The organism is Bradyrhizobium sp. UFLA03-84 (assembly GCF_002289535.1).
In the GTDB taxonomy this organism is placed as follows: domain Bacteria; phylum Pseudomonadota; class Alphaproteobacteria; order Rhizobiales; family Xanthobacteraceae; genus Bradyrhizobium; species Bradyrhizobium viridifuturi.
This window is the reverse complement of sequence record NZ_NSJY01000017.1, coordinates 94482-120347: the sequence shown is the minus strand read 5'-3', so window position 1 is coordinate 120347 and position 25866 is coordinate 94482. Positions and strand designations below refer to the sequence as shown.

General features: G+C 64.1%; 20 protein-coding genes. 14 read left to right on the top strand and 6 right to left on the bottom strand.

What is annotated here, in order from left to right:
- Window positions 1-140 precede the first annotated feature (140 nt).
- Window positions 141-1103: an MBL fold metallo-hydrolase gene (locus tag CK489_RS33170; RefSeq protein ID WP_245350587.1), complete on the top strand. Its 963-nt coding sequence runs from the start codon at window positions 141-143 to the stop codon at window positions 1101-1103.
- A 17-nt stretch (window positions 1104-1120) separates the two neighbouring features.
- Here the strand turns inward: CK489_RS33170 and CK489_RS33165 are convergent, their stop codons facing one another.
- Window positions 1121-1897, bottom strand: coding sequence for a hypothetical protein (locus tag CK489_RS33165; protein WP_143278284.1), 777 nt, complete (start codon window positions 1895-1897; stop codon window positions 1121-1123).
- On the opposite strand from CK489_RS33165, the gene CK489_RS33160 reads away from it, so the two are divergent.
- From CK489_RS33160 to CK489_RS33150, 3 genes are all read left to right on the top strand, one after another.
- A complete protein-coding gene (locus tag CK489_RS33160; protein ID WP_095735276.1) occupies window positions 1871-3025 on the top strand; it encodes a zinc-binding dehydrogenase in 1155 nt (384 codons plus the stop codon). The genes CK489_RS33165 and CK489_RS33160 overlap by 27 nt on opposite strands.
- Before the next feature lie 122 nt (window positions 3026-3147).
- Entirely contained in the window at window positions 3148-5091 is a 1944-nt protein-coding gene (locus CK489_RS33155) for a patatin-like phospholipase family protein (protein WP_095735275.1), read from the top strand.
- Window positions 5092-5149: 58 nt separating this feature from the next.
- Window positions 5150-6331, top strand: a complete 1182-nt coding sequence (locus tag CK489_RS33150) for an amidohydrolase/deacetylase family metallohydrolase (RefSeq protein WP_095735712.1) — start codon at window positions 5150-5152, stop codon at window positions 6329-6331.
- A gap of 84 nt (window positions 6332-6415) precedes the next feature.
- On the opposite strand, the gene CK489_RS33145 is transcribed toward CK489_RS33150, so the two are convergent.
- A complete protein-coding gene (locus tag CK489_RS33145; protein WP_063781751.1) occupies window positions 6416-6793 on the bottom strand; it encodes a hypothetical protein in 378 nt (125 codons plus the stop codon).
- A 67-nt stretch (window positions 6794-6860) separates the two neighbouring features.
- On the opposite strand from CK489_RS33145, the gene CK489_RS41550 reads away from it, so the two are divergent.
- From CK489_RS41550 to CK489_RS33130, 3 genes are all read left to right on the top strand, one after another.
- Window positions 6861-7163, top strand: coding sequence for a hypothetical protein (locus CK489_RS41550; RefSeq protein WP_158226532.1), 303 nt, complete (start codon window positions 6861-6863; stop codon window positions 7161-7163).
- Between the two features lie 122 nt (window positions 7164-7285).
- The gene (locus tag CK489_RS33135) at window positions 7286-8140 is read left to right on the top strand and encodes an SDR family NAD(P)-dependent oxidoreductase (RefSeq protein ID WP_283807325.1); all 855 of its coding nucleotides are present in this window, start codon (window positions 7286-7288) and stop codon (window positions 8138-8140) included.
- A 232-nt stretch (window positions 8141-8372) separates the two neighbouring features.
- Entirely contained in the window at window positions 8373-10382 is a 2010-nt protein-coding gene (locus tag CK489_RS33130) for an SPFH domain-containing protein (protein ID WP_095735274.1), read from the top strand.
- A 2321-nt stretch (window positions 10383-12703) separates the two neighbouring features.
- On the opposite strand, the gene CK489_RS33110 is transcribed toward CK489_RS33130, so the two are convergent.
- Window positions 12704-13834, bottom strand: a complete 1131-nt coding sequence (locus CK489_RS33110) for a hypothetical protein (protein ID WP_095735272.1) — start codon at window positions 13832-13834, stop codon at window positions 12704-12706.
- Between the two features lie 572 nt (window positions 13835-14406).
- On the opposite strand from CK489_RS33110, the gene CK489_RS33105 reads away from it, so the two are divergent.
- Window positions 14407-15774, top strand: coding sequence for a transposase (locus CK489_RS33105; protein ID WP_095733547.1), 1368 nt, complete (start codon window positions 14407-14409; stop codon window positions 15772-15774).
- Between the two features lie 157 nt (window positions 15775-15931).
- Here the strand turns inward: CK489_RS33105 and CK489_RS33100 are convergent, their stop codons facing one another.
- Together CK489_RS33100 and CK489_RS33095 are read right to left on the bottom strand one after the other, a co-directional pair.
- Window positions 15932-16402 (bottom strand): lysozyme inhibitor LprI family protein, encoded by a 471-nt coding sequence (locus CK489_RS33100; protein ID WP_095735271.1) that lies wholly within the window; start codon window positions 16400-16402, stop codon window positions 15932-15934.
- 406 nt (window positions 16403-16808) lie between these two features.
- Window positions 16809-18419, bottom strand: coding sequence for an ABC transporter substrate-binding protein (locus CK489_RS33095; protein ID WP_050625587.1), 1611 nt, complete (start codon window positions 18417-18419; stop codon window positions 16809-16811).
- Between the two features lie 356 nt (window positions 18420-18775).
- On the opposite strand from CK489_RS33095, the gene CK489_RS33090 reads away from it, so the two are divergent.
- From CK489_RS33090 to coaA, 4 genes are all read left to right on the top strand, one after another.
- The gene (locus CK489_RS33090; protein WP_095735710.1) at window positions 18776-19636 is read left to right on the top strand and encodes an FAD binding domain-containing protein; all 861 of its coding nucleotides are present in this window, start codon (window positions 18776-18778) and stop codon (window positions 19634-19636) included.
- 4 nt (window positions 19637-19640) lie between these two features.
- Window positions 19641-20123 (top strand): (2Fe-2S)-binding protein, encoded by a 483-nt coding sequence (locus CK489_RS33085; RefSeq protein ID WP_050625588.1) that lies wholly within the window; start codon window positions 19641-19643, stop codon window positions 20121-20123.
- Window positions 20120-22378: a xanthine dehydrogenase family protein molybdopterin-binding subunit gene (locus CK489_RS33080; RefSeq protein ID WP_095735270.1), complete on the top strand. Its 2259-nt coding sequence runs from the start codon at window positions 20120-20122 to the stop codon at window positions 22376-22378. The genes CK489_RS33085 and CK489_RS33080 overlap by 4 nt, the downstream gene beginning before the upstream one ends.
- Before the next feature lie 121 nt (window positions 22379-22499).
- On the top strand, window positions 22500-23438 hold the full coding sequence (coaA, locus tag CK489_RS33075) for a type I pantothenate kinase (protein ID WP_198961087.1): 939 nt from the start codon (window positions 22500-22502) through the stop codon (window positions 23436-23438).
- 49 nt (window positions 23439-23487) lie between these two features.
- Here coaA and CK489_RS33070 read toward each other — a convergent pair whose 3' ends face one another.
- On the bottom strand, window positions 23488-24432 hold the full coding sequence (locus tag CK489_RS33070; RefSeq protein ID WP_095735268.1) for an ornithine cyclodeaminase family protein: 945 nt from the start codon (window positions 24430-24432) through the stop codon (window positions 23488-23490).
- 156 nt (window positions 24433-24588) lie between these two features.
- On the opposite strand from CK489_RS33070, the gene CK489_RS33065 reads away from it, so the two are divergent.
- Together CK489_RS33065 and CK489_RS33060 are read left to right on the top strand one after the other, a co-directional pair.
- Window positions 24589-25329 (top strand): bestrophin-like domain, encoded by a 741-nt coding sequence (locus CK489_RS33065; protein WP_095735267.1) that lies wholly within the window; start codon window positions 24589-24591, stop codon window positions 25327-25329.
- 145 nt (window positions 25330-25474) lie between these two features.
- Window positions 25475-25861, top strand: a complete 387-nt coding sequence (locus CK489_RS33060) for a COG4315 family predicted lipoprotein (protein ID WP_050625593.1) — start codon at window positions 25475-25477, stop codon at window positions 25859-25861.
- The last annotated feature ends 5 nt before the right edge of the window (window positions 25862-25866 follow it).

Here is a 25866-nt window from a genome sequence, read left to right as displayed (position 1 = left end):
TCATCGCAGCTTGGGGTGGAGCTGCCGTTGCTGTCAATCCGCCGCGCCGGCCCGTCATGGCGCAGCAGGCATTGGCAGCCCCGGCGAGTTCACCTAGCCTCCAGGCAATGAGTAGGCTTGAGGGGTGGAGACGTTCAATCATGCGACTGAAACTGTGGCTTGCGCTTGCGGCGGCGATCCTCACCGGCGCCGGCACGGCACGCGCCGCCGAGATGCGGGTCACCTTGCTCGGCACCGGCACTCCGACGCCGCGGCTCTCCAGCTTCAGCGCTTCGACGCTGGTGGAGGCGGGGTCCGAGAAGCTGATCTTCGATCTCGGACGCGGCTCGACGATCCGCCTGTTCCAGAAGAAGATCCCGATCGGCGCGATCACGGCGCACTTCATCACCCATCTGCATTCCGATCATGTCGTGGGTCTTCCCGACATGTGGCTGACGGGCTGGATCGGCACGCCGTTCGGCTCGCGCAAGACGCCGATGGTGATCTACGGGCCGAAGGGAACGGTCGCGATGACCGAAAATCTCACCAAGGCGTTCTCCGAGGACATCCGGATCCGCGTCGACGACGAGGGGTATCCGCTTTCGGGTGTCGCGTTCGCGGCCAAGGACATCGAGCCGGGTCCGGTCTATGAGAAGAACGGCGTCAAGGTCACCGCGATCGAGGTCAATCACGGCGAGAAGATCAAGCCGTCGTTCGGATACGTCGTCGAATATGACGGCAAGAAGGTGGTGCTGTCGGGCGACACCAAGCCGGACGAGCGGGTGGCGAAGGCGGCCGAGGGCGCCGACCTCCTGATCCACGAGGTCGCGGTCATCGACCCCGACCTGTTCAAGGCCTATCCGAACTATCGAGCGATCGAGAACCATCACACCTCGCCGGAAGAGGCCGGCAAGATCTTCGCAGAGGTGAAGCCGAAGCTTGCGGTCTACTCGCACATCGTGTTCGCGAGCCAGCCGCCGACCCAGGACGTGCCGGAGGATGCGCTGCTGAAGCGGACGCGCACGACCTATCAGGGACGTCTGGTGATCGGGCACGACCTGATGTCGTTCGTGATCACGGACAAGGTCGAGAGCTTTGCGCCCGACGGCACTGCGATGAAGTGACGATTTCCGCGGTGAGGCTATTGGGCTCCGGCGTCCTCGGCCGGCTCGACCGTCACCGCCGGTGGTTCAACGGTCACGGCTTTCAGCACCTTGCGCTTCGCCGCGCGGATCTCGAGCTGCAAGGGCGGCTGATAGGACCCGCTCGGCGGCTCGAACAAGAAGGCGTGGTGCCCGTCGCCCTTGTTGAGCTTGAGCAGGTCCTTGCGGAACTGATCGGCAACGACTTCGGCAACGAGCTCGCCGTTGAAATAGATATCGATCGTCACCCGTTTGTCCGGGTGCTGGTCGTACAGCGCCCAGCCGCTGATCCTGTTCTCGTTGAACACGTCGACATGGCCGGTGATCTCGCCCGAGAGCTTCTCGATGCCGGCCTCGATCACCTCGAGGTCGCTCCGGTAGATCGATCGCGTCACGTCGAAGTTGAAATTCGCAGTGTCGACGCATTGGTCGAGCAGGCTCTGCCGGTGCTCTTTCATGCGTTGCAGCGTGTCGAGCTCGCCCAGCTTGACGTACATGCCGACGATGCCTTCGATACCAGGATTCATGGTGTCGTTCCCCGCAATGCTACAAGCCCATTCGCCCTCGGCCGCGTTCACAATTGACGCTTCCTTGCGAAAAAATACGTCCGTCAAGATCTGAAGCGCCCCGTCCCGCCAAAGCCTGTCATGAAAGTCTTCATGACAGGCCTTCATGACATCCCGATCGTCCTGACCTAAGGTCGGTGCGGCCGCAGCCGGCCCAACGATACGGACAGGGAGGACGAACCGATGGAGCAGATCCGCGTCTGCACGCATGACGGACCTGGAGCCAAGCCCGTAATCCGGACCGTGCCATGGCCGGAAGTCGGCAAAAAGGCGGCCTTGATCAAGGTCGGCGCCTGCGGCGTTTGCGGAACCGACCTGCACATCCTGAAAGGACACTGGCCGAAGCCGCTGCCCTGGCCATTCACGCTCGGCCATGAGCTCGGCGGCGTCATCGTCGAATGCGGCCCGGAGTTCACGGAGGACTTCATGAGCAAGCCGCTCAAGGTGGGATCGAAGGTGATGATCCCGCCCTTGATGCCGTGCGGCCGCTGCTACTACTGCATCCATTATCCCGAGAGCGCCAACAAGTGCCTGACGCCGGTGTATTACGGCCGCTATCTCGGCTTCGACAAGGCGCCGCACATGTGGGGCGGCTGGGCCGAATATGTCTATGTCGATCTCGATATGCTGCCCGGCACCAAGATCTACAAATTGCCCGACGACATGTCGCTGCGGCTCGGCGCGCTCTCCGAGCCCTTGACCTCCTGCATCCGCGCCTTCAACCGCGCCACGCGCGCCGGCGGCTTTTCCTGGGGCGACACGGTGGTGATCCAGGGCTCCGGGCCGATCGGCATCCTCGCGGTGGCGGCCGCCCAGGAAATGGGGGCAGGGCGCGTGATCTGCGTCGGCGCGCCGGAAAATCCGCGGCTCGCGCTGGCGCGCAAGTTCGGCGCCGAGGCGACCGTCGACATCGAGCAGCTCAGGACGCCCGAGGAGCGCATCAAGGCGGTGCGCGACATCGTCGGCGGCTTCGGTGCTGATCTCGTGATGGACTGCTCCGGCCATCCGACCGCGGGACCCGAAGGCATCGAGATGCTGCGCGACGGCGGTACTTACGTCGAGATGGGCCAGTTCACCGACGCCGGCTCGATCAACACGTCGTGGCACCGCATCTGCACCAAGGACCTCAACGTGCTCGGCTCCTGGGGCTTCACCGGCAACGATTTGCCGCTCGGCGTCGACATGCTCTACCGTACCCGCCACAAATATCCCTGGCTCGACATGCAGACGATCTATCCGTTCACCGAGGACGGCGTCGCGCAGGCGGTGGCGGACGCGATGGCGATGAAGACGGTGAAGTCGACCATCGTGCCGTGGCCGGAGCTGGTGGTGGGGTGAGGCGGACAAGATGGGGGCGCTGCAAATCCTGTTGCAGTGCTTCCAAGGAATGGCGGCCCGGTGCCGCCGATCATGCTCCGATATCGCTCGCAGGGGCCGCGGCCCGGCGCTAACATCCGTGCATGCAATCGAACCGTGTGCCGCCGAGTTCAACGTTTGCGTGGGGAAACCTGTCCGAGGACTTCGCGCTGTTCAGGACGCTCAGCGCCGAGCAGCGCCTGATCGCTTTTGGCGCGATGACCCGGCGTGATCTGGTGCGCGGCGAGTTGCTGGTCGAGCAGGGCGGCGCCTCGGATGCACTATTCCTGGTGCTTCATGGCGCGCTCGCGGTGTACCGGACCGATCATCCCGAGCCGATTGCGGAGCTGCGCGCCGGCGAGCTGGTCGGCGAGATCGGCTTCTTCGCCAACATCCCGCGCACGGCCAATGTGATCGCGATCCGCGATAGCAGCGTGCTGGTGTTGACGCGGGCGGCCTATGCGCGGCTTGTCGAGGAAGCGCCGGGGATCGTCGATGCGCTGCTGGCCGCGCTCGCACAGCGGTTTGCGATCCAGACCGCGCGGCTGCTGCCGGTGCGGGCGTCACCGAAAGCGCGCACCGTCGCGCTGATTTCGGGCGGACGGGAGCCGGTGCCTGCCGCCTTCGAGCAGAGGCTGCGCAAGGGACTTGCCGCCGCCGGCGCCGAGATCGTCGACCTCGCGCGCGTTCAGGCGATGTTTCCCGGCCGCGCGCTGGACGATTCCGAAGTCGCCGACTGGCTCAACCGGATCGAGTATGACGCGCCGCTGGTGGCCTATTTCGGCGGCCACGAGGCATCTGAATGGGCGCGCAAGACCATCCGCCAGGCCGACCTCGTCGTGCTGGCCTGTCGCGGCCAGGCGCCGGCGCCTGATCTGACCGAGCTCGAGAGCTTCGCCTGCACCGTGCATCCCGCGTCGGCGCGTCGGCTGGTTCGCGTTCATGACATCAGGCAGCATGAGGTCAGCGGCACCGCGGCCTGGCTCGCGCGGCTGCCCTGCTTCATGCACCACCATGTCGCGCTCGAGGACCAGGTCGATATCGACAGCCTGGTGCGCTTCCTGTGCGGCCGTGCCGTCGGGTTCGTCGCCGGCGGCGGCGGCAGCCTCGGTACCGCGCATGTCGGGATCTACAAGGCCTTTCGCGAGCGCGGCGCGATGTTCGACATCTTCGTCGGCACCAGCGTCGGTTCGGCGATGGCGGCGGGCTTTGCCAAGAACTACGACCCCGAGCATCTCGAACTGGGCACGCACGAGATCTTCGTCTCCAGCCGCAGCTTCCGTCGTCCGACCTGGCCGCGCTACGCGCTGCTGGATCACAAGGCCTTCGATCGGGCGCTGGCCGATCAGTATGGCCACAATTGCCGGATCGAGGATTGCTGGCGGCCGTTCGCGGCAGTCGCGACCAATCTGTCGACGCACAGCCTCGAATTGATCCGGACCGGCCTGCTGTGGCAGGCGGTGCGTGCATCCAGCGCCATCCCCGGCCTGCTGCCGCCGTTCTACACCCGCGACGGCTCGATGCTGGTCGACGGATGCCTCGTCGACAACGTTCCACTGGCGCAGATGCACCAGATGAAGAGTGGCCCAAATCTCGTGGTGCATTTCGGCGAGCCGGCGACCGAGATGTTCGATGTCGACTATGCCGCGCTGCCGGGAAGGTTCGAACTGCTTGCGACCTTGCTGATGCCGTTCCGGCGGAAGTCGCTGCCGGCCGCGCCGAGCGCCGTCAACGTGTTGTGGCGGAGCCTCGTCGCGCATCAGCGCTACGACACGCTGCCGACCACGCCGCTCGACCTGGTGATGCGCCCGCCGACGCCCGACGGCATCGACGTGACCGATTTCGACCGTCATCAGGAGATCTTCGAATCCTCGTACCGCTGGGCGCAGGAAACCATTGCCGCCTCGGAAGCCGCGAATAACCCGGCCATTGCGGCGATCGTCGCGTCCGCCAACGGCGCTGGCAACGATACGAACATGGATGCAGACAAGAGCGCGGCACCGGTGACGCCGGCCGCGCCGGTTTCCCATCAGGCCCGCGCCGGTTGAGCCGCTTGCAGGCGCCGCCGAACTCGACCATCGTGCCGGCTGCAATCCGGAGATGACGATGGCTTTCGATTTGATTCTGCGCGGCGGACGGGTGATCGACCCGTCGCAAAAGCTCGATGCGGTGACCGACGTCGCCTTTGCCGGCGGCAAGGTCGCCGCGATCGGGCAGGGACTGGCCGCCGGGCCCGCGACCGACGTGCGCGATGTGTCCGGGCTGATCGTCTCGCCGGGGATCATCGACCTGCACACCCACGTCTATTGGGGCGGCACCTCGCTCGGCATCGACGCGGAGGAATTCTGCCGCGCGTCCGGCGTCACCACCTCGGTCGATACCGGCAGCGCCGGCCCGGGCAATTTCGCCGGCTTCCGCAAGCATGTCATCGAGCCGAGCCAGGTCCGCATCCTGGCCTATCTGCACGTCTCGCATGCCGGCATCTTCGGCTTCTCCGACCGGGTGATGGTCGGTGAGAGCGAGGAGTTGCGGCTGATGAACCCGGTCGATGCCGCGCGCGTCGCCGACGAGAACCGCGACCTCATCGTCGGGATCAAGGTTCGGGTCGGCCTGTTCGCCTCGGGCACTTCCGGGCTGGTGCCGCTCGAGATCGCGCTCGAGGTGGCCGAGCAGGTCGGCATGCCCCTGATGGCGCATATCGACCATCCGCCGCCGAGCTACGAGGAGGTGCTGGCGCGGCTGCGCCCGGGCGATGTGCTGACCCATGCGTTCCGGCCGTTCCCCAACACGCCGGCCACCGCGCAAGGCACGGTGAAGAAGGTGGTGCTGGAGGCGCGCGAGCGCGGCGTGCTGTTCGACATCGGCCATGGCAAGGGCTCGTTCGCCTTCAAGACCGCGCGCGCGATGCTCGCCAACGGCTTCTATCCCGACACCATCTCCTCCGATATCCACCAGCTCTGCATCGACGGCCCGGCGTTCGACCAGGTGACGACGATGTCGAAATTCCTCTGCATGGGGATGTCGCTGCCGGACGTGATCGCGGCGTCCACCGTCAATGCCGCGATGGCGTTGCGGCGGCCGGAGCTCGGCAGCCTCAAGCCGGGCTGCGTCGGCGATGCCACGCTGATGTCGGTCAGGCAAGGGCAGTTCGACTATGTCGACGTGGTCGGCGAACATCTGACCGGCGATCGCAAGATCGTGTCGGAAGGCGTCGTGATCGGCGGACGCTGGTGGCATCCGAAGCCGGACGTGGCTTCATTGGCGCGCAGTCAGAGCCAGGCCGTGTAGGCGGCATACAGTCAACTGACAACCCGAAGACCACGAGGCCGCCACATCGAGGCGGCCTCGCGACGAGGGGCCGGAAGCATCGTCCTATTTGCGCTCGATGAAGATCTGCCGGCAGTCCGCTTGGCCGATATTCTCGGCCGAATGTGAGGCGATGACGGGGACTGCACTCGCGCTTCCGGCCTTGGTGTGGCCGTCCGTGGTCTTTCCGTCAGGTGCGTAGAGCCTCGTATCGCAATCGGTCACGTGGTAGACGACCGAAGGAAAGGGATGACCATGCACCTTGTCATGGACTCCCTTCTTTCGCACCGTTTCGATGACGCGAAAGTTTTGATCCTCGAAGATCAGCTTATAGACGTCTGGGTCCCCTTGAAACGTCGGCGGCGCGTTTTGGGCGATCGCTACGGATGACATCAGACACAGTGCCGCGAATGCGCCCAGCGCGAAGGTGCTGTCTCGACTCATGTCGCAACTCCTCATTGGCGATGGTTGAATTGTTCACGGACGTCGGCACCCGCCGCGCAACGCTTCGATGCTTCGAAAAGCCGCATCGCGGTTTGTTGTCGGTGGCACCGGTTCGGATCATGCGCGCGACACGCCATTTCCACCACCGGCCAACGCAATCGCGCTGACATCACTTCCGGATTACCCCGATTGGCGGGAGCGTCGCGGCGTGCCGCGCCCCGCCACGTCAGCGAACGGCAAGTTCTGCTGCGATGACGACCGGGAAATTGAGTGGCAGGTGGGTGACGCCGATGGCGGTCCGCGCATGCGCGCCGACATCAGGACCAAAGCGCTTTGCCTTCACAAAGGCGAGACATGGCAGCCGGTCTGAATGCATGCCGGCTAGGCCGGGAGCTGACATCCCGCACACTTCCCAATCGCTTGAAAGTGCGGTCATATGACGCCTGGTGACACCTCGCTTTGGAATGAAGGTGTCCGCTTGCACGGGGGAGAATGCGCGTGAAGGAACTCGCTGGAAAGACGGCGTTCGTGACCGGTGCAGCGTCGGGCATTGGATTGGGGATCGCGACCGCTCTCGCCCAGGCGGGCGTCAAGGTCATGCTTTGCGATATTGAAGAGGCGGCTCTGTCCGCAGCGCTCGAGCAACTGAGGCGCACCAACGTCGATGTCGACGGCGTGAAGGCGGACGTTTCACTGAAAGCCGAACTACAAGCCGCCGCCGAAGCCACGACCGCGCGCTACGGCAAGGTGCATATCCTCGTCAACAACGCAGGCGTCGGCGGCGGCGGGCCCTATGGCACCTGGACCGACGCGTCGTGGAATTGGACCCTGGGCGTCAACCTGATGGCGACCATCTGGGGGATCGAGATTTTCGGGCCGTTGATCGAGCAGCACGGCGAGGGCGGACACATCGTCAACACGGCCTCGCTCGCCGGCCTCATTTCAGGGGGAAGCACGGCCTACAACGTTTCGAAGTATGGCGTCGTCGCGCTGTCCGAGGGACTGCGGCCCGAACTCGCGCCCCGCGGGATCGGCGTATCGGTGCTGTGTCCCGGCTTCATCCGCACGCAAATCGTGAACTCAGGGCGCAACCTGCCCAAGCGCTTCGAGGGCGCGGTCCGTGCCTTGCCGACATCGGGCCCGCTTGCCGAGCGGATCAATCAGGTCCGCCAACGCGTCTCCGAGGGCATCGATCCCATGTATGTCGGTGAACTCGTCCGCGAAGGCGTCGAGAACGACTGGCCCTATATCTTCACCGATCTCGAATTCGAGCCGGTGGTCGAAGCGCGCTTCGCCGCGATCAAGCAAGGCTTGGACCACATCCGCGGGCGCAACCCGAAACGTTGAGCACGCGGCCTTCGGCCGGCTGCTGCGATTGATGCGCAATCGCAGCAATGCTTGTCGCGCCGATCGTGTCGCGCCAGCCGTGCCGCGGTTCATCCCGTCGTCAAAAAAAGATTGGCAGCGCGAATAATGTTCACGCCTTGCGCCGCGATGGCCGCACCACATGTCCGCACCGCAATTCTTGGGTCAGGTTTGGGTCCCCAAACCGCCCAGTTGCGAATTGTGGAGACGGACTATGGACTTCGTCGGTTTTCTTAATGGCCTGGGTTTAACCCAGCCGGCCATTTGGACCGCAGTCGTGATCGCGCTTGTGATCTTGCTGCGCATATCGAACGTATTTCGCTACATTCCGAACAATCAGGTCGGCATCGTCGAGAAGCTGTGGGCGATCAAGGGCTCGATCGGCGGCGGCTTCATCGCGCTGAACGGTGAGGCCGGCTATGAGCCGGAGGTGCTGCGCGGCGGCCTGCACGTGATGTTTCCCTTCATGTACCGGATCCATCGCTCGGACCTCGTGACCGTCGGCCAGGGCAAGATCGCCTATGTATTCGCGCGCGATGGCGCGGCGCTGGAGCCGTCGCAGGTGCTCGGCGCCAACGACACCGAGGACAAGTCGGACTTCCAGGACGCTCGCCGCTTCCTGCTCGGCGGCGGCCAGAAGGGCCCGCAGCGCAAGATCCTGCGCGAAGGCACCTATGCGATCAACACCACGCAGTTCGCCGTCATCACCGACGAGCGCGTCTACGGTCATGCCCTGAGCGAGCGCGAGCGCGGCGTGCTCGAGAGCATGCAGCTCACCATCACCGAGCGCTGGGGCTTTGCCCCGGTCGTGCTGGCGGCCGATCACGATCTGGTCGGCATCGTCACCGTGCATGACGGCCCGTCGCTGCCTCCGGGCGAGATCATCGCGCCGGAAGTCGGCATCGAGCTGCGCGATGCTGCGACCTTTCACAACAATTTCCAGGAGCCGGAGAAATTCCTGAGCGCCGGCGGCTATCGCGGCCGCCAGCTCCAGGTCATCGTCGAGGGCACCTGGTACATCAACCGCCTGTTCGCGACCGTCGAGGCGGTGCCGAAGACGGTGATCCCGGTCGGCAATGTCGGCGTCGTGATCTTCTACACCGGCCCGCGCACCGACGACGTCTCGGGCGAGCAGTATCGCCATGGCGAGCTGGTGCTCAACGGCAGCCGCGGCGTCTGGAAGGACCCGCTGTTGCCGGGCAAATACGCCTTCAACACCTATGCCGGCAAGATCGAGGTGATCCCGACCGTCAACTTCATCCTGAAATGGGTGCGCGGCGAGGTCGGGGCGATGAAGCTCGACGAGAACCTGTCGGAGATCTCGCTGATCACCAAGGACGCGTTCGAGCCGACGCTGCCGCTCTCGGTTGTGATGCATATCGACTACAAGAAGGCGCCGATGATCATCCAGCGCTTCGGCGACGTGAAGAAGCTGGTCGAGCAGACGCTCGACCCGATGGTCTCTGCGTTCTTCAAGAACATCGCGCAGAAGATGACCTTGATCGAGCTGTTGCAGAACCGTGCCGCGATCCAGGCGGAAGCCGCCCACGACATGAAGGCGAAGTTCGAGAGCTATTCGCTCGACCTTCAGGAGGTCCTGATCGGCACGCCGCGCGCCGCCGCCGGTGACCACACCATCGAGAACATCCTGATCCAGCTCCGCTCGCGCCAGATCGCGCGCGAGCAGATCGAGACCTATCAGGAGCAGGAGAAGGCCGCGGTGCAGGAGCGCGCGCTCAACGAAGCCAAGGCAACGGCGGCGGCGCAGACCGCGCTGACGCAATCGCTGATCCAGGTCAGGGTCAATGAGAACGAGGGCGCGGCGGCGCTCGCCCGCGCGCAGAAGGATGCCGAGACGCGGAAGGTCACCGCAGCCGCGGTCGGCGAGCAGTCGCGGCTCGAAGGCCAGGGCGAGGCCGACCGGGTGCTGGCTGTCGGCAGCGCCAATGCGCAGGCGACCAAGCTCGCGGTCGATGCTTATGGCGGGCCGGAATACCGGCTTGCCGAGCAGAACTTCGCGAAGTTCGCCGATGCGCTGACGCGGATCAACCAGCCCTTGGTGCCGCAATTCCTGATGTCGGGCGGGCAGGGGCAGGAGGGCAGCAGCGCCGGCCTGATCCCGACCGCGATGCTGAGCTCGATGTTCGGGCAGATGATGCCCGGCGCATTGGAGAAGCTGAAGGACGAGGCGCCGAAGGCCGCACGCCGGACCAATGGTCAGTGACGCGAGGCATCTCTCCCTCTGGGAGAGGTCGGCGCGAACCACCGGGTGAGGGATTGCAGCCCTTCATTGGAGCTGCGGCCCTCTCCCGATCTGCCGTGCAAATCGACCTCTCCCTGTCGGGGAGAGGTGAACCGGGTCTGCGGCTCGCCTGATCTCGAAGTGCGACATCCGGGCCCCGGCACCGGGTGTCCGCTGTACTCTAGCACCTAAACATCTCGGCAGGCGAGGAGCGGGCGTTCGGATGCGGAGCATCAATCCTAAGCCGCTGGCGAGCCGCTGCGTTGAGGAAACAGCCGAGGTGCGCCCTCAGGGAGTAGCCCGTAAGCCTGGAGCACACCGTAGACAAGCGCTGCCAGAATTATGAAACCGACGATGCGATTCAGCTTGAGCATATGGTTAGGTTCTCTTTGGAATGAGGCCGAGGAGAAGCCAACCCCAGAGGCCGCTACCCGCAAGAGAGGTCGTGAAAACGAAGGCTAACAGCATAGGCTCGTGCCGGTAGGTCACCCAATGAAGTCGTGTAGACCTCCCGGCGAAGAAGACACTCCCCGCGAAGACGGCAAACATTACGTCAGCAAGAAGGAGCAACCACAATGCGACAATTGGAGCCAACGGCGCGAGCGATTGAAGGGGACGCTTTTTCACGCTCGTGCTGCGCGCAGCTTTCGGCAAAAGCGCCGACAAACCACCGCAACGAAAGCTCCGGTTGGGCGCTTACCGGATAGAAGCGGACATCGGCCGGCCGACAACCTCCGCTGAAGCCGTCGGAAATGACCAGCCGACCTCGGTGAGCAGCTACTTCGTATACATCGGCTTGCTCGGCCCGGCGGTGGGCGGTGGCGCGCCGACATTGAGTACGTCAGCCACGTTTCCAGCCGTCGGGCCGGTTTCCACCGCCTCCGTTGCCGCGAATGGCGAGCCTCCGACGAGGTTCAATAACAGGGTGGGTAAGGATAATATCCACACGCCGTGCCACGCCGATACACGCCATAAGCTCCCGCGGCTCCGACCGCTGCGGCACCTACCGCTGCTCCGTAATACGCGCGCCGATTCACTCTGCGGTTCACGCCCGCAACACTCATTGGCGTAAGCGGTCGCCCAACTCGCGCTTCCGCGTGGTCGAACGATATCGAAACCACTTTCGTCGGCGAATAATGCGCCGAGAGCGGAAGTCCCGTAAATAGCGCCGCAGTCATGACCAATCCAAGAAGCTTGGCTTTCTTCGTCATTGCTCTTCTCCCGTAAGACTGAGAAAGCCATTATCTTCCGAAGCCGCTGCTCGAATTTGAGTTAAATCAAGTTGCCGAATGGCTGCTTTCCCGCACGAACCGGAAATCATGGCCCGGCGTGGGGCCAGCCAAGGGTCACAAGCCGCCCATGACGGCCTGCTTGGCCTGGGTCAGATGACTTCGCGAAAGCGGACGTTGCAGGGCTATCATGGCGCAAACCACAAGCCTAATGATAGGTCTTGGCGTAGGGCAACACGCTGGTGCTCCACTCTCGCCAATGGGTAGGGCGAATTTTTAGTGCGGCGCCGGAAGTCGAAATGATCCAGCCGCCCAAAACCCGGCGACAAGGAAATATGAGGGAATGGACGCCATCAGAGTCGATGACGGCCAGTTCCAGCTCACGGTCGAAGGGCGCGTTTTCGATATGGTGCCAATGCATGCAACCACAATGGAGTGGTTGTATCGACGAGACTTGATCGCGGTCAAAACTTGAGTGCCGGAAGACTACGGGGGGAACTGGATTTCCTCCAAGGCGTTTGCGCCAAAATACCGCGGTTACGGATCACAAGCGCTCATTCAAGCCGGTCGAGCGTGAATTAGCTTGCCTTGCCTTGAGTCCTTTTGCACTCTCGGCCAGGGAGGACGATGCATGAAGATAATGACCGTCGCGTGCGCTCTCGGAGCTGCCTTGGTGCTGTGTAACCTCGCAACGTCTGGTGCCGAAGCCCGGACGCGGAAGGCACAGGTCGTTCATGAACCAAGGAGAGTCATCATCCCCGGGCCCGTGATAAGGCCCACTCCGTGGGATTATAATGTTGTCCCACGATATCGTTATCGCACTGAAGACGACCGAATCGATCCATACGCGCCGCCCCTGGTGTCGTCGTGGGATCTCTATGAGGGATGGCGGTGGCCATACTGGTGGTGAACAGCGATCACGCCAGGTAGATCTCATTCGAGGGACGTGGTGATCGTCCCTGGAGGTGACGCCGGGAGCCAGCCGCGCATCGCGAATGCAGATGTAATCGCCGGTTTGCGCTATCCCGGAATCCCGTCAAGCGAGCCCATGTACCGACAGATTGGGTGATTCCGTTAGAACGGCGTCAGTGCAAGGCGCCCGGCATCCGTCAAGCGATCGCAACGGTAGATCGCAAAGCCTTCGCGGCTGTCGAGCCACGCATAGTAGAACAGGCCAAGCACCTGCTTGTCGGCGACGTAAGGTCGGAAGTTGGTTCGTGTCTCGTTGACCAGGGTGATCTGATTGGCTTCATGAGGCGGGCAGGACGACTCGCGGTCGGGAATTCCCCACTCGGTGATCCAGCAGGGCTTGCCGGTCTGGCTCCCCTGCGGCCGACATTCCGCGAGAACGTACTTCTGTAACCGGTCGCGGCGTCCCTCGGTGGCGATCGAACTTCCCGGATCATTCGTCCAAGGATAGGTATGGACACCGTAACCGTCGACGAGTGCGTCGAGCCCGTTCGCGCGCATGAACTCCAGCGTTGCGACGGCACCGACCGAGTCGAGCCGCGCAGTTCGCGGAGCCTCCGGAGCTTCGTTGAACACCAGACCGGCACTGATGATCGGTGCGTGCTGATTCAGCTTCGACCGCGCGCGGGCCTCCTTCATGACCTTCAGCAGCTTGAGATATTGCAGATAGCCTTTGGCGACCTGTTGCGCTTCCGGATCATGCGAAAGATCGTCGAGGTTGAACTCTCTGGATTGGGCCGGATTTTCCGCCGGCAAGCTGAAATCCGCGTTGAACATGGCGGAATTGATTTCATTGCCCAATTCGAACCCCGCGAGCTTGACGCCGGCGGCTTCGAGTTTTTCGAGCAGCGGCTCGAAGTACTTTCCGAATTGATCTGGATCGGCGGCGGACAATGGAGGTCCGCCCCACACACCGAAAGCGTTGGGCCATGGTCGGCTCGGCGCGCCGGGCCGGTATTGCAACTGGACCAGCCACTCGATCTGGATACCCTGCGCCTGGGCGCGCCGCGCAAAATCCACTCCCTTCGCATCGGGCGTAATGCCCGATCGGATATAATGAACGTTGGCTGCGTGCAATTGCGCGAGGATTGCATTCTGTTGGTCGATGCTCAGTGACCCCACCGACGCGTTCACGCCGACTATCGCATCGGCCGTCCGGGCGGAGAGCGATTGGAGGCCGAGAAGGGCGCAGAGCATGGATGTGAGGACAACAAATCCGCCGCCGAAACTCTTCATCGATTGCGCCTCACGATTTCCCCCGCTGGATCAGCCTCGAACCGTCGAATCTTGCTTGATGCTGCCAGCCTTGCAGCTTCACGCGCTCGAGACGTGCAAGTTCACGCGTGTTGCAGGAAGGTGGGGCGAGCTAGGTTGAGATGCTACCCGGCTCGGCTCCTGAGCGATAGGACGCGATGACGACGCGGCGCGCAAAATCGCGTCATCGATCCTGTTCGGCCTTGTCGTCCTTCCTCACTGTGCCGACCCGTCTGTGACGTCCACATGTCATTTGAGGCTTGGATCGGGTAAGGCGCTGGGGGCGCCGCAGGGGCAATCCGCGACCATCGGTCCGAATGGCTCCCAGCGCTCATCGGTGACGCGCATCATCCGGAACCGCTCGACCACGCGCTAGTCGCTGCGGCTGGTATTGATGGAAAGCGCGGCAGCAGCAGATCGAGCTTCACGTTGTTCGGATTGGCCGCCTGGCGCATGAATGTCGGCTATGGGCTGATTTTGTTGCAAAAGTCGGTTGAGTGAGGCCTCGAACGATGATTCCGTTGTGTTGACGCGATTCTCGGCGAGGTCGATCCATGATGGGCCGTCTGAAGAGTGACCAAGGTCAACTGTTCTACGAGTTTCGTCTTGGCGATGCGGTCCCCGAAGATCATTTGGTGCGGAAGATCGATGCTGCTCTCGATCTGTCGTGGCTTCGCGGCGAGCTTGCGTCCCACTATGCGTCGATGGGTCGTCCGTCGATCGACCCTGAACTGATGATCCGGATGCTGGTGGTGGGGTATGTCTTTGCGATCCGCTCGGAGCGATTGATCTGCCGCGAAGTACAGGTGAACCTCGCCTATCGCTGGTTCTGCAGGCTTGGCATCGAAGATGCTATTCCCGACCATTCAGCGTTCTCGCGTGCCCGCAACGAGCGTTTCCGCGAGGGAGATGTTTTTCGCCATGTGTTTGAGCGGGTCGTCGAGGCGTGTATTGCGGCCGGTCTGGTTGGTGGTGAAGGCTTTGCAGTTGATGCGAGCCTGATTGCTGCCGACGCCAACAAGCGGCGCTCGATTGCGGGTCAGGATTGGCGCAGGGATCGCGATCCGGCGAGGTCCAGCCGCGCCGTGAAGGAGTATCTGGAGACTCTCGAAGACACGGCATGGGGTGCCGCTACGGAGATTGTGCCGAAGTTCGTCTCGCCATCCGATCCCGCGGCCCAGTGGACCGGCGCGCGCAAAGGGGCGGCATTCTTCGCCTACTCTGACAACTATCTCATCGACATGAAGTTCGGCGTCATCTTGGACGTCGAGGCGTCTCGTGCCATTCGGCAAGCCGAAGTCGGTACCGCAAAGACAATGATCGAACGAACAGAGGAACGTTTTGGCCTCAAGCCGGAGCGGCTCGCGGCCGATACCGCCTATGGATCGGCGCCGATGCTAAACTGGCTGGTCGAGAAGGACATCGCGCCACACATTCCGGTCATCGACAAGTCAATGCGCGAGGATGGCACCTTCTCGCGCAACGACTTTCGATATGATCCGGCCGGCGACGTCTACCACTGCCCAGGCGGAAAGCGGCTCGGGACGAGCGGCACAGCACACGAGGGCAAGACGCTCCTGTACCGCGCAAGCAAGCTCGACTGCGATGTTTGCCCGCTCAAACCGCAGTGCTGCCCAAAGGAGCCATCACGCAAGATCCCGCGCGACGTCCATGAGCGCGCCCGAGACGTTGCACGCTCCTTTGCTGGCACCGAGGCCTTTGAAAAGTCGCGACGTGAACGAAAGAAGATTGAGATGCGGTTCGCACACCTGAAGCGCATCCTGAGGCTCGGCCGACTGCGACTGCGTGGCCCACGAGGCGCCCAGGATGAGTTTGTTCTGGCCGCCATCGCTCAGAACCTACGGCGGCTCGCGAGCCTGGTCGCGCGGCCGCCACCGGCGCACGCGGTGTACACCGCGTAGAGTTGCGTAGAGAGCGTCAGGGCCGGCGAACCAAAGCCGGTCGTCCTTGGCGAGATGGCCGAACGATCCATCACGAGCAGCCGACTTTTGCAACAAAATCGGCTATAAACAGACACTCACGGTAAGGCACGGTCTGCCTAGCCAAGGCTCCTGTTTCTCACTTGGCGATCTCTGGAAATCTATGCTGGTAGAACCCAAAGAGCGAGTTCACACGATCCAGCCTCATCGACAAATTGCACTCCGCCAGTAGCGTTTTCTCTCCGCTGCCGCCTAACATCTCGGCCGACGCGTGGGAGCATTCCGCCTCGCGATAGGCAATCCACGCACGCTCTGAAGCAATCAGTCGCTTGAGCAGTTCTTTTCGATCTTCGACGTCGTAGTCCGGCCCGCCCGCATCTTTGAGTTTCGCAACAATCTGGCCGTACAGGGCATTCAATACTGCATCGACGGCTTTGTCGGCATCAATCGCGCAAAGCATCTCAGGTATATTCCCGGGCTTTGCCTCCTTGCACCGATTGAGCTCAGCTTGAATTGGTGCGAGCGCTGGATGCGGTGGATTTAGAGCGTCATCCGCCTGAGCGGTGAGCGGTGCTAGACTAAGGGTAAATGCAACGATTAAAGCACGCATTGCCAATTCCGACGGTGTGCAAGAACATGCAGCAGCTTACTCGAACGTTCAAGTGAGTGAGGTGCTAATGACGTGACCCGATGTCCGCTCAGGGTCAGAAGGCGACGTGGGCCGATGCCGCCAGAAGGTCCGTTCTGGGTATCAGGAGGCAAGGGGAGCTATCACAAGGTCCGACGTCCGCTCGGCGGCGCGGACGGCGCTGGTGCAACAGTCGGTGAGCGGGAGCGTGATTTCGGAATATTGGAAATGTATCCCTGAGTTGCCCGACGTGTCAAGCTGCCTTGCGGAACCCCGGCAGCGGCCGGCTCCTTTGCATGGGGTTGTTTTCGATATTTTGCAGCGCCGGGCTGCATGTGCTTCGGCTGGCCCAAAGTTGATCGGTTGCGCGTCGATCGCGCCGCCGATCTTATTCGGTCTTGTCGACGTTCCAGAACACCGGCGGTGCCGGGCCTTCGAGCACGCCGGTGAGTGATTTGCGCCAGGCACTCGGCAAACGGAACTGGCCGAGCGGAATGTAGATCACCTGCTCGTAGGCTTCCTTCTGGATCTCGACGGCGAACTTCTTCTGCTCCTCAGGCGAGGTGGCGCGCGCGTAGGCGTCGCGCATCTGCTCGAGCTTGGCGTCTTCGGGCCAGCCGAACCAGGCTTTCTTGCCGTTTGCGGCGATCTGGTTGTTGACGATCGGGTTCATCACCTCGGTGGCGCCGGTGAAGGTGAAGAACAGGTTCCAGCCGCCTTCCTTGGGCGGCTTCTGGCTGGCGCGGCGGCTCACCACGGTCTGCCAGTCCGTCACCTGCGCGTCGACGGTGAAGCCGGCCGCGCGCAACAGCTGCGCCGCGACTGTCGGCGGCCCCTTCAGCGTCTGCACGTCGCCGGGGATCATGATCACCACCGGCGTGCCGTCATAGCCCGAGGCGGCGAGCGCCTTCTTGGCCTCGGCCATGCCGTTGCCCTTGATCAGCGTCTCCGCGCCGACGTCGCTGGCGAGCGGCGTGCCGCAGGCGAAATAGGAGCCGCATATCTCGTAGAATTTCGTGTTGCCGACGGTGGCGTCGAGCACGTCCTTCTGGTTCATCGCCAGGAACGCCGCACGGCGGATCTTGGGATTGTCGAATGGCGGGTGCAGGAAGTTCATCCGGCCCTCGATCTGGAAGCCGAACTTGTTCAGCACGGCTACGGTGAGGTCGGAATTGGCCTCGAGCACCTGCAGCAGGTCGACCGACGGCTGTTCCAGGAAATCGATCTCGCCGGATTGCAGCGCGTTGATCGCGGTCTGGGCGTCCGGCATCGTCACCCATTCGATGCGATCGACCTTCGCGACCTTGCCGCCCGCCAGCCAATCCGGCTTTTCCTTGCGCGGCACGTAGTCGGCGTTGCGCTCATAGACCGCCTTCACACCCGGCTGGAATTCTCCGGCCACGAATTTGAACGGCCCGCAGCCGATCTGTTCGGCGATCTGCTTGCCGGGCGGCGTCTCGGCGAGCCGCTTCGGCATCATGAACGCGACGTAGGACGACGGCTTTGCGAGCGACTCCAGCACCAGGCCATAGGGCTCCTTGAGCTTGAGCACGATGGTCTTCGGCCCGCTCGCCTCGAGGGAAGCCGTGAATTCGGCAAGCTTCTGCGCCATGCCGTCGACGGCGGTCCAGCGTTTCAGCGAGGCGATGCAGTCCTCGGCGGTGACTGGCGCGCCGTCATGCCATTTCAGGCCGTCGCGCAGCGTGAAGGTGTAGGTCAGCTTGTCGTCGGAGATCGTCCACTCCGCCATCTGCGGCCGGACCTTGAAGCTTGAATCGATACCGAGCAGCGTGTCGTAGACCATGTAGCCGTGGTCGCGGGTGATGTAGGCGGTGGTGAAACCGGGATCGATGATGCGCAGGTCCGAATGCATCACTGCGGTGATGGTCTTGCCCTTGGCCGCGGCGACGGCGCGCGATGACAGGATCGCCGGGGCCGCGATCGCGGGCGGCACGCTGGCCGCGAGCTTGAGGAGTGTTCTGCGCGAAACATCCGCCATTCACCATCTCCCGATTTGTCGTTGCGCGGGCACGGATGCCACAGCGACCGGCATGCTTCACCAATCCGTTGTTGAAGGCAAGCAAGAGCCGGGCCGCCAGCCGGGCGCCGGGTTTCCTGGATCGGTCGGGTGAACATTCGGTGACCGCGGCCGCACCGCGCGTTGTGCCGGCACCGCACAAGTCCGCATCCTGCATAGGAGCCTGCGCTTCCTGCCGCACCTCGCAGGCTGTTCGGACCCTGATCCGCCGTGTAGGCTTGGGGTCCTGCCGGCCAGCAATAAGGCCATATCCCGCAAAGGGAACAAGCAGCGCGAACAAGCAGCTGAGGGAGACCGGAAGAACCGTCATGACCGATATCCGATACGTAGCACCGCACACGCTTGATGAAGCGATTGGCGCATTTGCTGCCGCCGGGAGTGCCGCCCGCATTATGGCTGGGGGTACCGACTTATTGGTGCAAATGCGCTCCGGCCTGGTGCGGCCGGGATTGATCGTCGACATCAAGAAGATCGGCGAGATGACCGAAATCACCGAGACCGCCGACGGCGGTTTCCGCGTCGGTGCCGCCGTCTCCGGCATGGAGCTCGCCGAGCACCCGCGCTTCGGCAAGGTGTGGCCGGGCGTGCTCGAGGCCGTGAACCTGATCGGCTCCAAGCAGGTGCAGGGCCGTGCCTCTGCCGGCGGCAATCTCTGCAACGGCTCGCCGGCCGGCGACAGCGTGCCGGCGATGATCGCGGCGGGTGCCGTGGTCACCGTGCAGGGCCCGAACGGCCGCCGCGAGATCAAGGTCGAGGACGTGCTGGCCGGACCGGGACGGACCAACCTCAAGCCGGGCGAGATCCTGGTCGGCTTCGCGTTGCCCCCGCGGCCCAAAGGCTCGAGCGATGCGTATCTGCGGATGATTCCGCGCACCGAGATGGACATCGCGGTGGTCGGCATCGGCGTCAGCCTGACGTTAAAGGACGGCGTCTGCACCGCGGCCCGTGTCGGCCTCGGCGCGGTGGCGCCGACCGCGCTGTTGGTCGCACCCGCCGCGCAAGCACTTGTCGGCTCGAAGCTCGACGATGCCGCGCTGGAAGCAGCCGCCGCCGCCTGTCGCGCCGCCTGCCGTCCGATCGACGACAAGCGCGGCACCATCGCATATCGCACCAAGACTGCCGGCGTGCTGCTCAAGCGCACCGCCGCGATCGCCGCCCAGCGCGCGGGAGGACATTAGCACCATGGCGAAACTGCACGTCACCACCTCGGTCAACGGCGAGCCGGTCGAATTCCTGTGCGAGCCGTATGAGACCATGCTCGATGCGCTGCGCGGGCAATTGGGGCTCACCGGCTCCAAGGAAGGCTGCTCGTCCGGCGATTGCGGCGCCTGCTCGATCACGCTCGATGGCCGTCTCGTCTGCTCCTGCCTGATGCTCGCGGCCGAGGCCGAAGGCCACGAGATCCGGACCATCGAGGGCATGGCCAGGGGCGGCGAACTGCATCCGTTGCAGCAGAAGTTCCTCGAGCACGCCGCGCTCCAGTGCGGCATCTGCACCTCGGGCATGCTGGTCGCGTCCGAGGCGCTGCTCGCCAAGAATTCCAATCCGACCGAAGAGGAAGTCCGCTTCTGGCTCGCCGGCAATCTGTGCCGGTGCACCGGTTACGACAAGATCGTCCGCGCGGTGATGGAGACCGCGGCTGAAATGCGGGAGACTGCGCGATGAACGTCGTCAATAACAAATGGATCGGCCAGCGCACCATCCGGCCCGATGGCGTCGACAAGGTGACCGGCCGCGCGGCGTTTGCCGCCGACACCACGATGCCCGGCATGATCTGGGGCAAGGTGCTGCGCAGCCCGCATCCACATGCCCGCATCAAGGCGATCAATACCGCCAAGGCCGAGGCGCTGCCCGGCGTCAAGGCAGTGGTCACCTCGCGCGACATCGTCGACTTCACGATCGAGAAGGGCGCCGTGATGCTCGGCATCCAGGACATGCGCTGGATGTGCCGCAACGTGATGGCGCGCGACAAGGCGCTGTTCCCCGGCCACCCTGTCGCCGCCGTCGCCGCGACATCAGAGGAGATCGCGGCTGAAGCCTGCAAGCTGATCGAGGTCGACTACGAGGTGTTGCCCTGGGCGATCGAGATCGATGACGCGCTCAAGGACGGCGCGCCGATCCTGCACGAGTTCAACAAATTCGACGGCAAGCCCTCGAACATCATGGGCCGCATCGAATCCAAGAAGGGCGACATCGCGCAGGGATTCAAGGACGCCGAGATCGTGATCGAGCGTTCCTTCGCGACGCGTCCGGTGCACCAGGGCTATATCGAGCCGCATGCCTGCCTGATCTCGGTCGCGGCCGACGGCAAGACCACGATCTGGTCGTCGAGCCAGGGCCAGTTCATGGTGCGCGCGATGACGTCGATGCTGACGGGAATCCCGCAGAGCGACATCCGCGCCATCCCCGCCGAGATCGGCGGCGGCTTCGGCGGCAAGACCATCGTCTATCTCGAACCGCTCGCGACCTTGCTCGCCAAGAAATCCGGCCGTCCGGTGAAGATGGTGATGACGCGCGAGGAGGTGATGCGCGCGACGGGGCCGACCTCGGGCTCGAAGAGCACGGTGAGGATCGGCGCGAAGAAGGACGGCAGCATCGTCGCCGCGCACGGCAGCTTCTATCTGCAGGCCGGAGCCTTCCCGGGCTCGCCGATCCGCGGTGCGGTCGGATGCAGCTTCGCGCCCTATGACATTCCGCATGTGCTGTCGGAAGGCTTCGACGTCTGCTCCAACCGCTCCAAGGTCGCGGCCTATCGCGCGCCCGGTGCGCCGATCGGCGCCTATGCGGTGGAATGCGTGCTCGACGAGCTCGCCGAGGCACTGAAGATGGATCCGCTGGCGCTGCGGCTGAAGAACGCCGCCAAGGAGGGCACCAAGGCCGCGCACGGCCCGGTATTCCCGCGCATCGGTTACATCGAGACGCTGGAAGCCGCCAAGAACCATCCGCATTATGCGGCGCCGCTCGGCAAGCTTCAGGGCAGGGGCGTCGCCTCGGGCTTCTGGTTCAACGCCGGCGGTGAATCCTCCGCGCAGGTCAACATCACCGAGGACGGCAATGTCGTCGTCACGACGGGGCATCCCGATATCGGCGGCTCGCGCGCCGGCATTGCCAACATCTGCGCCGAGCTGCTCGGCATCGACTACAAGCGCGTCTCCGTCATCATCGGCGATACCCAGACGGTCGGCTTCTCCAACCTGACCGGCGGCAGCCGCGTGCTGTTCGCCTCCTCGATGGTGGTGACGCAGGCCGCCGACAAGGTGATCGCGACCTTGCGCGAGCGCGCGGCGAAGCTCTGGGAGATCGACCCTGAAGCGGTGAAATGGGAGAACGGCGCCGCGCATCCCGTCAGCCCGAATGCCGGCCAGTTCGAGCCGCTGACGCTCGCCGACCTCGCCGAGAAGGCGCCGTCGCAGGGTGGCCCCATCGGTGCCAGCGTACAGCTCAACACGCAAGGAGCTGAGGGCGGCTTCGGCACCCATATCTGCGACGTCGAGGTCGATGTCGATCTCGGCATCGTCAGGGTGATCCGCTACACCGCCGTGCAGGATGTCGGCCGCGCCGTGCATCCGAGCTATGTCGAGGGTCAGCTGCAGGGCGGCGTCGCGCAGGGCATCGGCTGGGCGCTGAACGAGGAGTACATCTACAACAAGGACGGCAAGGTCGATAATCCGGGCTTCCTCGATTATCGCATGCCGGTCTGCTCCGACCTTCCGATGCTCGACTGCGCGCTGGTCGAGGTGCCGAACCCGAAGCACCCGCAGGGCGTCAAGGGCGTCGGCGAGGTGCCGTTGGTGCCCGTCATGGCCGCGGTCGCCAACGCCGTCCACAACGCCCTCGGCAAGCGCTTCTACAGCCTGCCGATGTCGCCGCCGAAGGTGTCGGCGGCGCTCGATGCGCCGACACAGCAGGCCGCGGAGTAGGGAGCGTCGGGCGGGTTAGGCTGCGCTAACCCGCCCTGCGATTCCTGTCTGGGTAATGACCATTGACGTTCCCGGCTCCGCCTCGGCAAGATTTGATCGGATGCATCAGTCACCGTGACGGATGAGAATGACCCAGCCCGACGAGCTGTCCGCCTACATGATCTTCGGGCGTAGTGACTGGGCCGCGTTGCGCGCGAGCACCTCGCTGACGCTGTCGGACGCCGACCTCGCGGCGCTGCGCGGCCTGAACGGGCCGATCACATCGGTCGAAGTCAGCGACGTCTATCTGCCGCTCACGCGGCTGCTGAACCTGCATTTCTCGGCGGCGCGCAATCTCGCGCAGGTCAAGGCGGAGTTCCTCGGCCGGCCGGCGCGCCGCTCGCCCTACATCGTCGCATTGGCAGGCAGCGTCGGCGTCGGCAAGAGCACCTTTGCCCGCGTGCTGTGCGCGCTGCTGGCCGGCTGGGCTGATCATCCGCGCGTCGAGCTGGTGACGACCGACGGCTTCCTGCACGCCAACGCCGTTCTGGAAGAGCGCGGCCTGATGCGGCGCAAGGGCTTTCCGGACAGCTACGATCTGCCGCGGATGCTGCGCTTCCTCGCGGCGGCCAAGGCGGGTGAGAGCGAGCTGGAGCTGCCTGTATACTCGCACCTGATCGGCGATATCGTGCCGTCGGAACGGCAGGTCATCGCGCAGCCGGACATCCTGGTGTTCGAGGGCCTCAACGTGCTGCTGGCGCGCGGCACGGCGCCGGTGGTGGTCTCGGATTTCTTCGACTTCTCGATCTATCTCGATGCCGACGAGGCCGACATCCAGTCCTGGTATGTCGAGCGCTTCCTGAGGCTGCAGCCGACCGCGTTCCGAAATCCGGCATCCTATTTCCACCACTACCGGGACCTGCCGCCGAGTGATGCGCGCGAGGTCGCGGAGCGGCTGTGGCGCGAGCATCACCGCGCCAATCTCAGGGAGAACATCCTGCCGACGCGGACCCGCGCCGACGTCGTGCTGCGCAAGCGCTCCGATCATTCGATCGGCGAGGTCTGGTTGCGGGAGGCGTAGCGCAAATACGTCGACCGGATGAGCCAAGGCGCCACACGACCGTGGGCGGTCAGTGCAACTCCTTCCCCAGCTGCGCAAGCACCGTCTCGCAGGTCATCAGGTCGAGATGCCCGCCGCCGGCGTTCTTGAAGAAGGTGATGTCGCTATCCGACAAGCGGCCCATCACCTTGCCGCCGGCGAGGTCGTAGTGGTCGCCGAGCACGTCGCTCTCCTTGATCGCGCCGCTGGCGATCGGCTGCAGGATGTCGCCGACGCCGTCGAAGGCGGATTCGCGGCGGTCGACGAAGATGCGTGAGCGCCGCGCCGCCTCGTCGTCGGACTCGCGGGTGTCGGGGGTGAAGCCGCCGACCAGATCGAGATGGGCGCCGGGCTTCAGGTGCGCGCCCTTGACCAGCGGCTCGCGCGAGCGGGTGCAGGTGGTGATGATGTCGGCCTCGTGGGTCGCGGCATCGAGGTCGGTGACGGCCTCGGCGGCGATGCCGTCGGCCTCCAGCAGCGTGGCGAGCTCCTGCGCGCGCTCTACGGTCCGGTTCCAGACCCGCACCTGCTTCAACGACGGCCGCACCGTGCGGTGCCCGCGCACCAGCCAGCGCGCCATCTCGCCGGCGCCGACCACCAGCAGCGTCTCGGCATCCCGCCGCGCCAGGTGCTTGGCGCCGAGCGCGGAATCGGCGGCAGTCTTCCAGTGGGTGATCTCGGCGGCGTCCATCACCGCGAGCGGCCGGCCGTCATTGCCGTCGAACAGCACGCAGACCGCCTGCACGGCCGGCAGCTTGCCGTGCGCGAGGTTGCCCGGGAAGCTGGTGTAGAGCTTGGTCATCATGAAGCGGCCGGCATCGACCGCGCTGCGGGTTACCAGCTGCTGGCCCTTGTCGTCGCCGAGATAGCTGTCATGAACCGCAATCTTCGGCCGCCGGTGCGCGGCCTCGATCGCCTCGATCAGGACCGGAAAGCTCAGGACGCGGTTGACCTCGCTGTCGTCGACAATATGCACGTCGTTCTCCTCTGGGCGCCCTTGCGCGCCTCCCGGAGCGCGCCAAAGCCGCTCCGGACTGGATAGCGCGTGGGGAAGGCTAGTCAACCCGACATGCGCCGCACCGCGCCCCTTGCTATCCTGCGCACCTGATTCTCTCGCAGGTCTCCGCAAGCCGTGGTTGCAGTCGTCGTCGCCATCCTGATCTTCATGCTGCTCAGCGGCGCCGCGCTTGGGACCATGGCGATCCATGGCCGGCTCCGGGATCATCACCGCAGCGATGAGACCAATACCTCGGTACGCCTGGTCGCGACGCTGTTCGTCACCATGCCGTCGCTGCTGCTCGGCCTGATGATGAACAATGCCGCCAACACCTATGTGGCGGTTGACCGCAATCTGCATGTCTTCGCCACCGACCTCATCCTGCTCGACCGCAGCCTGCGGCCGCTTGGCCCCAGCGCCGACGAACCGCGCAAGCACCTGCTCGCCTATGTCGAGCAGGCACTCAAGGATGCCCCGATCTCGCGCGCGAACGAGGTGTCCGAACATCTGCTCGACGAGGTCGGCAACAGTCTCCGCGAGCTGAAGTTCAACGACGAGCAGAAGATCGCGCTGTGGAACGAGGCCCGGTCGGTCTATCGGCAGGCAGTGCAGCAGCGCTGGACCTTTGTCGAGCAGTCCGACGGTTCGTTTCCGTCGCCGCTGATCTGCATCCTGGTCGGATGGCTGACGCTGATGTTCGCGACGCTGGGCTTTCGCGCGCCGCGCAACGCGGTCGTGGTCTCGACCTATGTCGCCGCGGCGGCGCTGATCGCGGCCGCGATCTATCTGATCCTCGAAATGAGCACGCCGTTCTCCGGCCCGATCCAGCTTTCCGACCGCCCGCTGGTGCGCGCGGCCGAGGAGATCAGGCGGTAGCTGCCGGTATCGGCACGCGCTCTCGGCTTTATTCCCCTCACTTCAGCCGCTCGGCCGGAAATTGTTTCCGCACCGCCGGCGGAATAGTGCAGGCCTTCGCGCGTCCTTACGCATGCAAGTCGTTTGCATTCGAAAGGGAGACATCATGAAGACAAAGCTCGCACTCACGCTCGCCACCGCCGCTTCGTTCGCACTCGCGTCCGCCGCCTTGGCGGCGCCGCCGACCAAAACCGGCACCACGGCGAAGGGTTCCGTCCTGACCGATACCAAGGGCATGACGCTCTACACGTTCGACAAGGACACCGACGGCAAGTCGGCCTGCAACGGACCCTGTGCGACCAACTGGCCGGTGCTGAAGGCGGACGCCGGCGACAAGGCCGAAGGCGGCTACACCATCATCTCGCGCGACGACGGCTCGAAGCAGTGGGCCTACAAGGGCAAGCCGCTTTATACCTTCGCCAAGGACCAGAAGGCCGGCGACATCACCGGCGACGGCTTTCTCAACGGCGCCTGGCACCTCGCGCAGCCCTGAGGCGT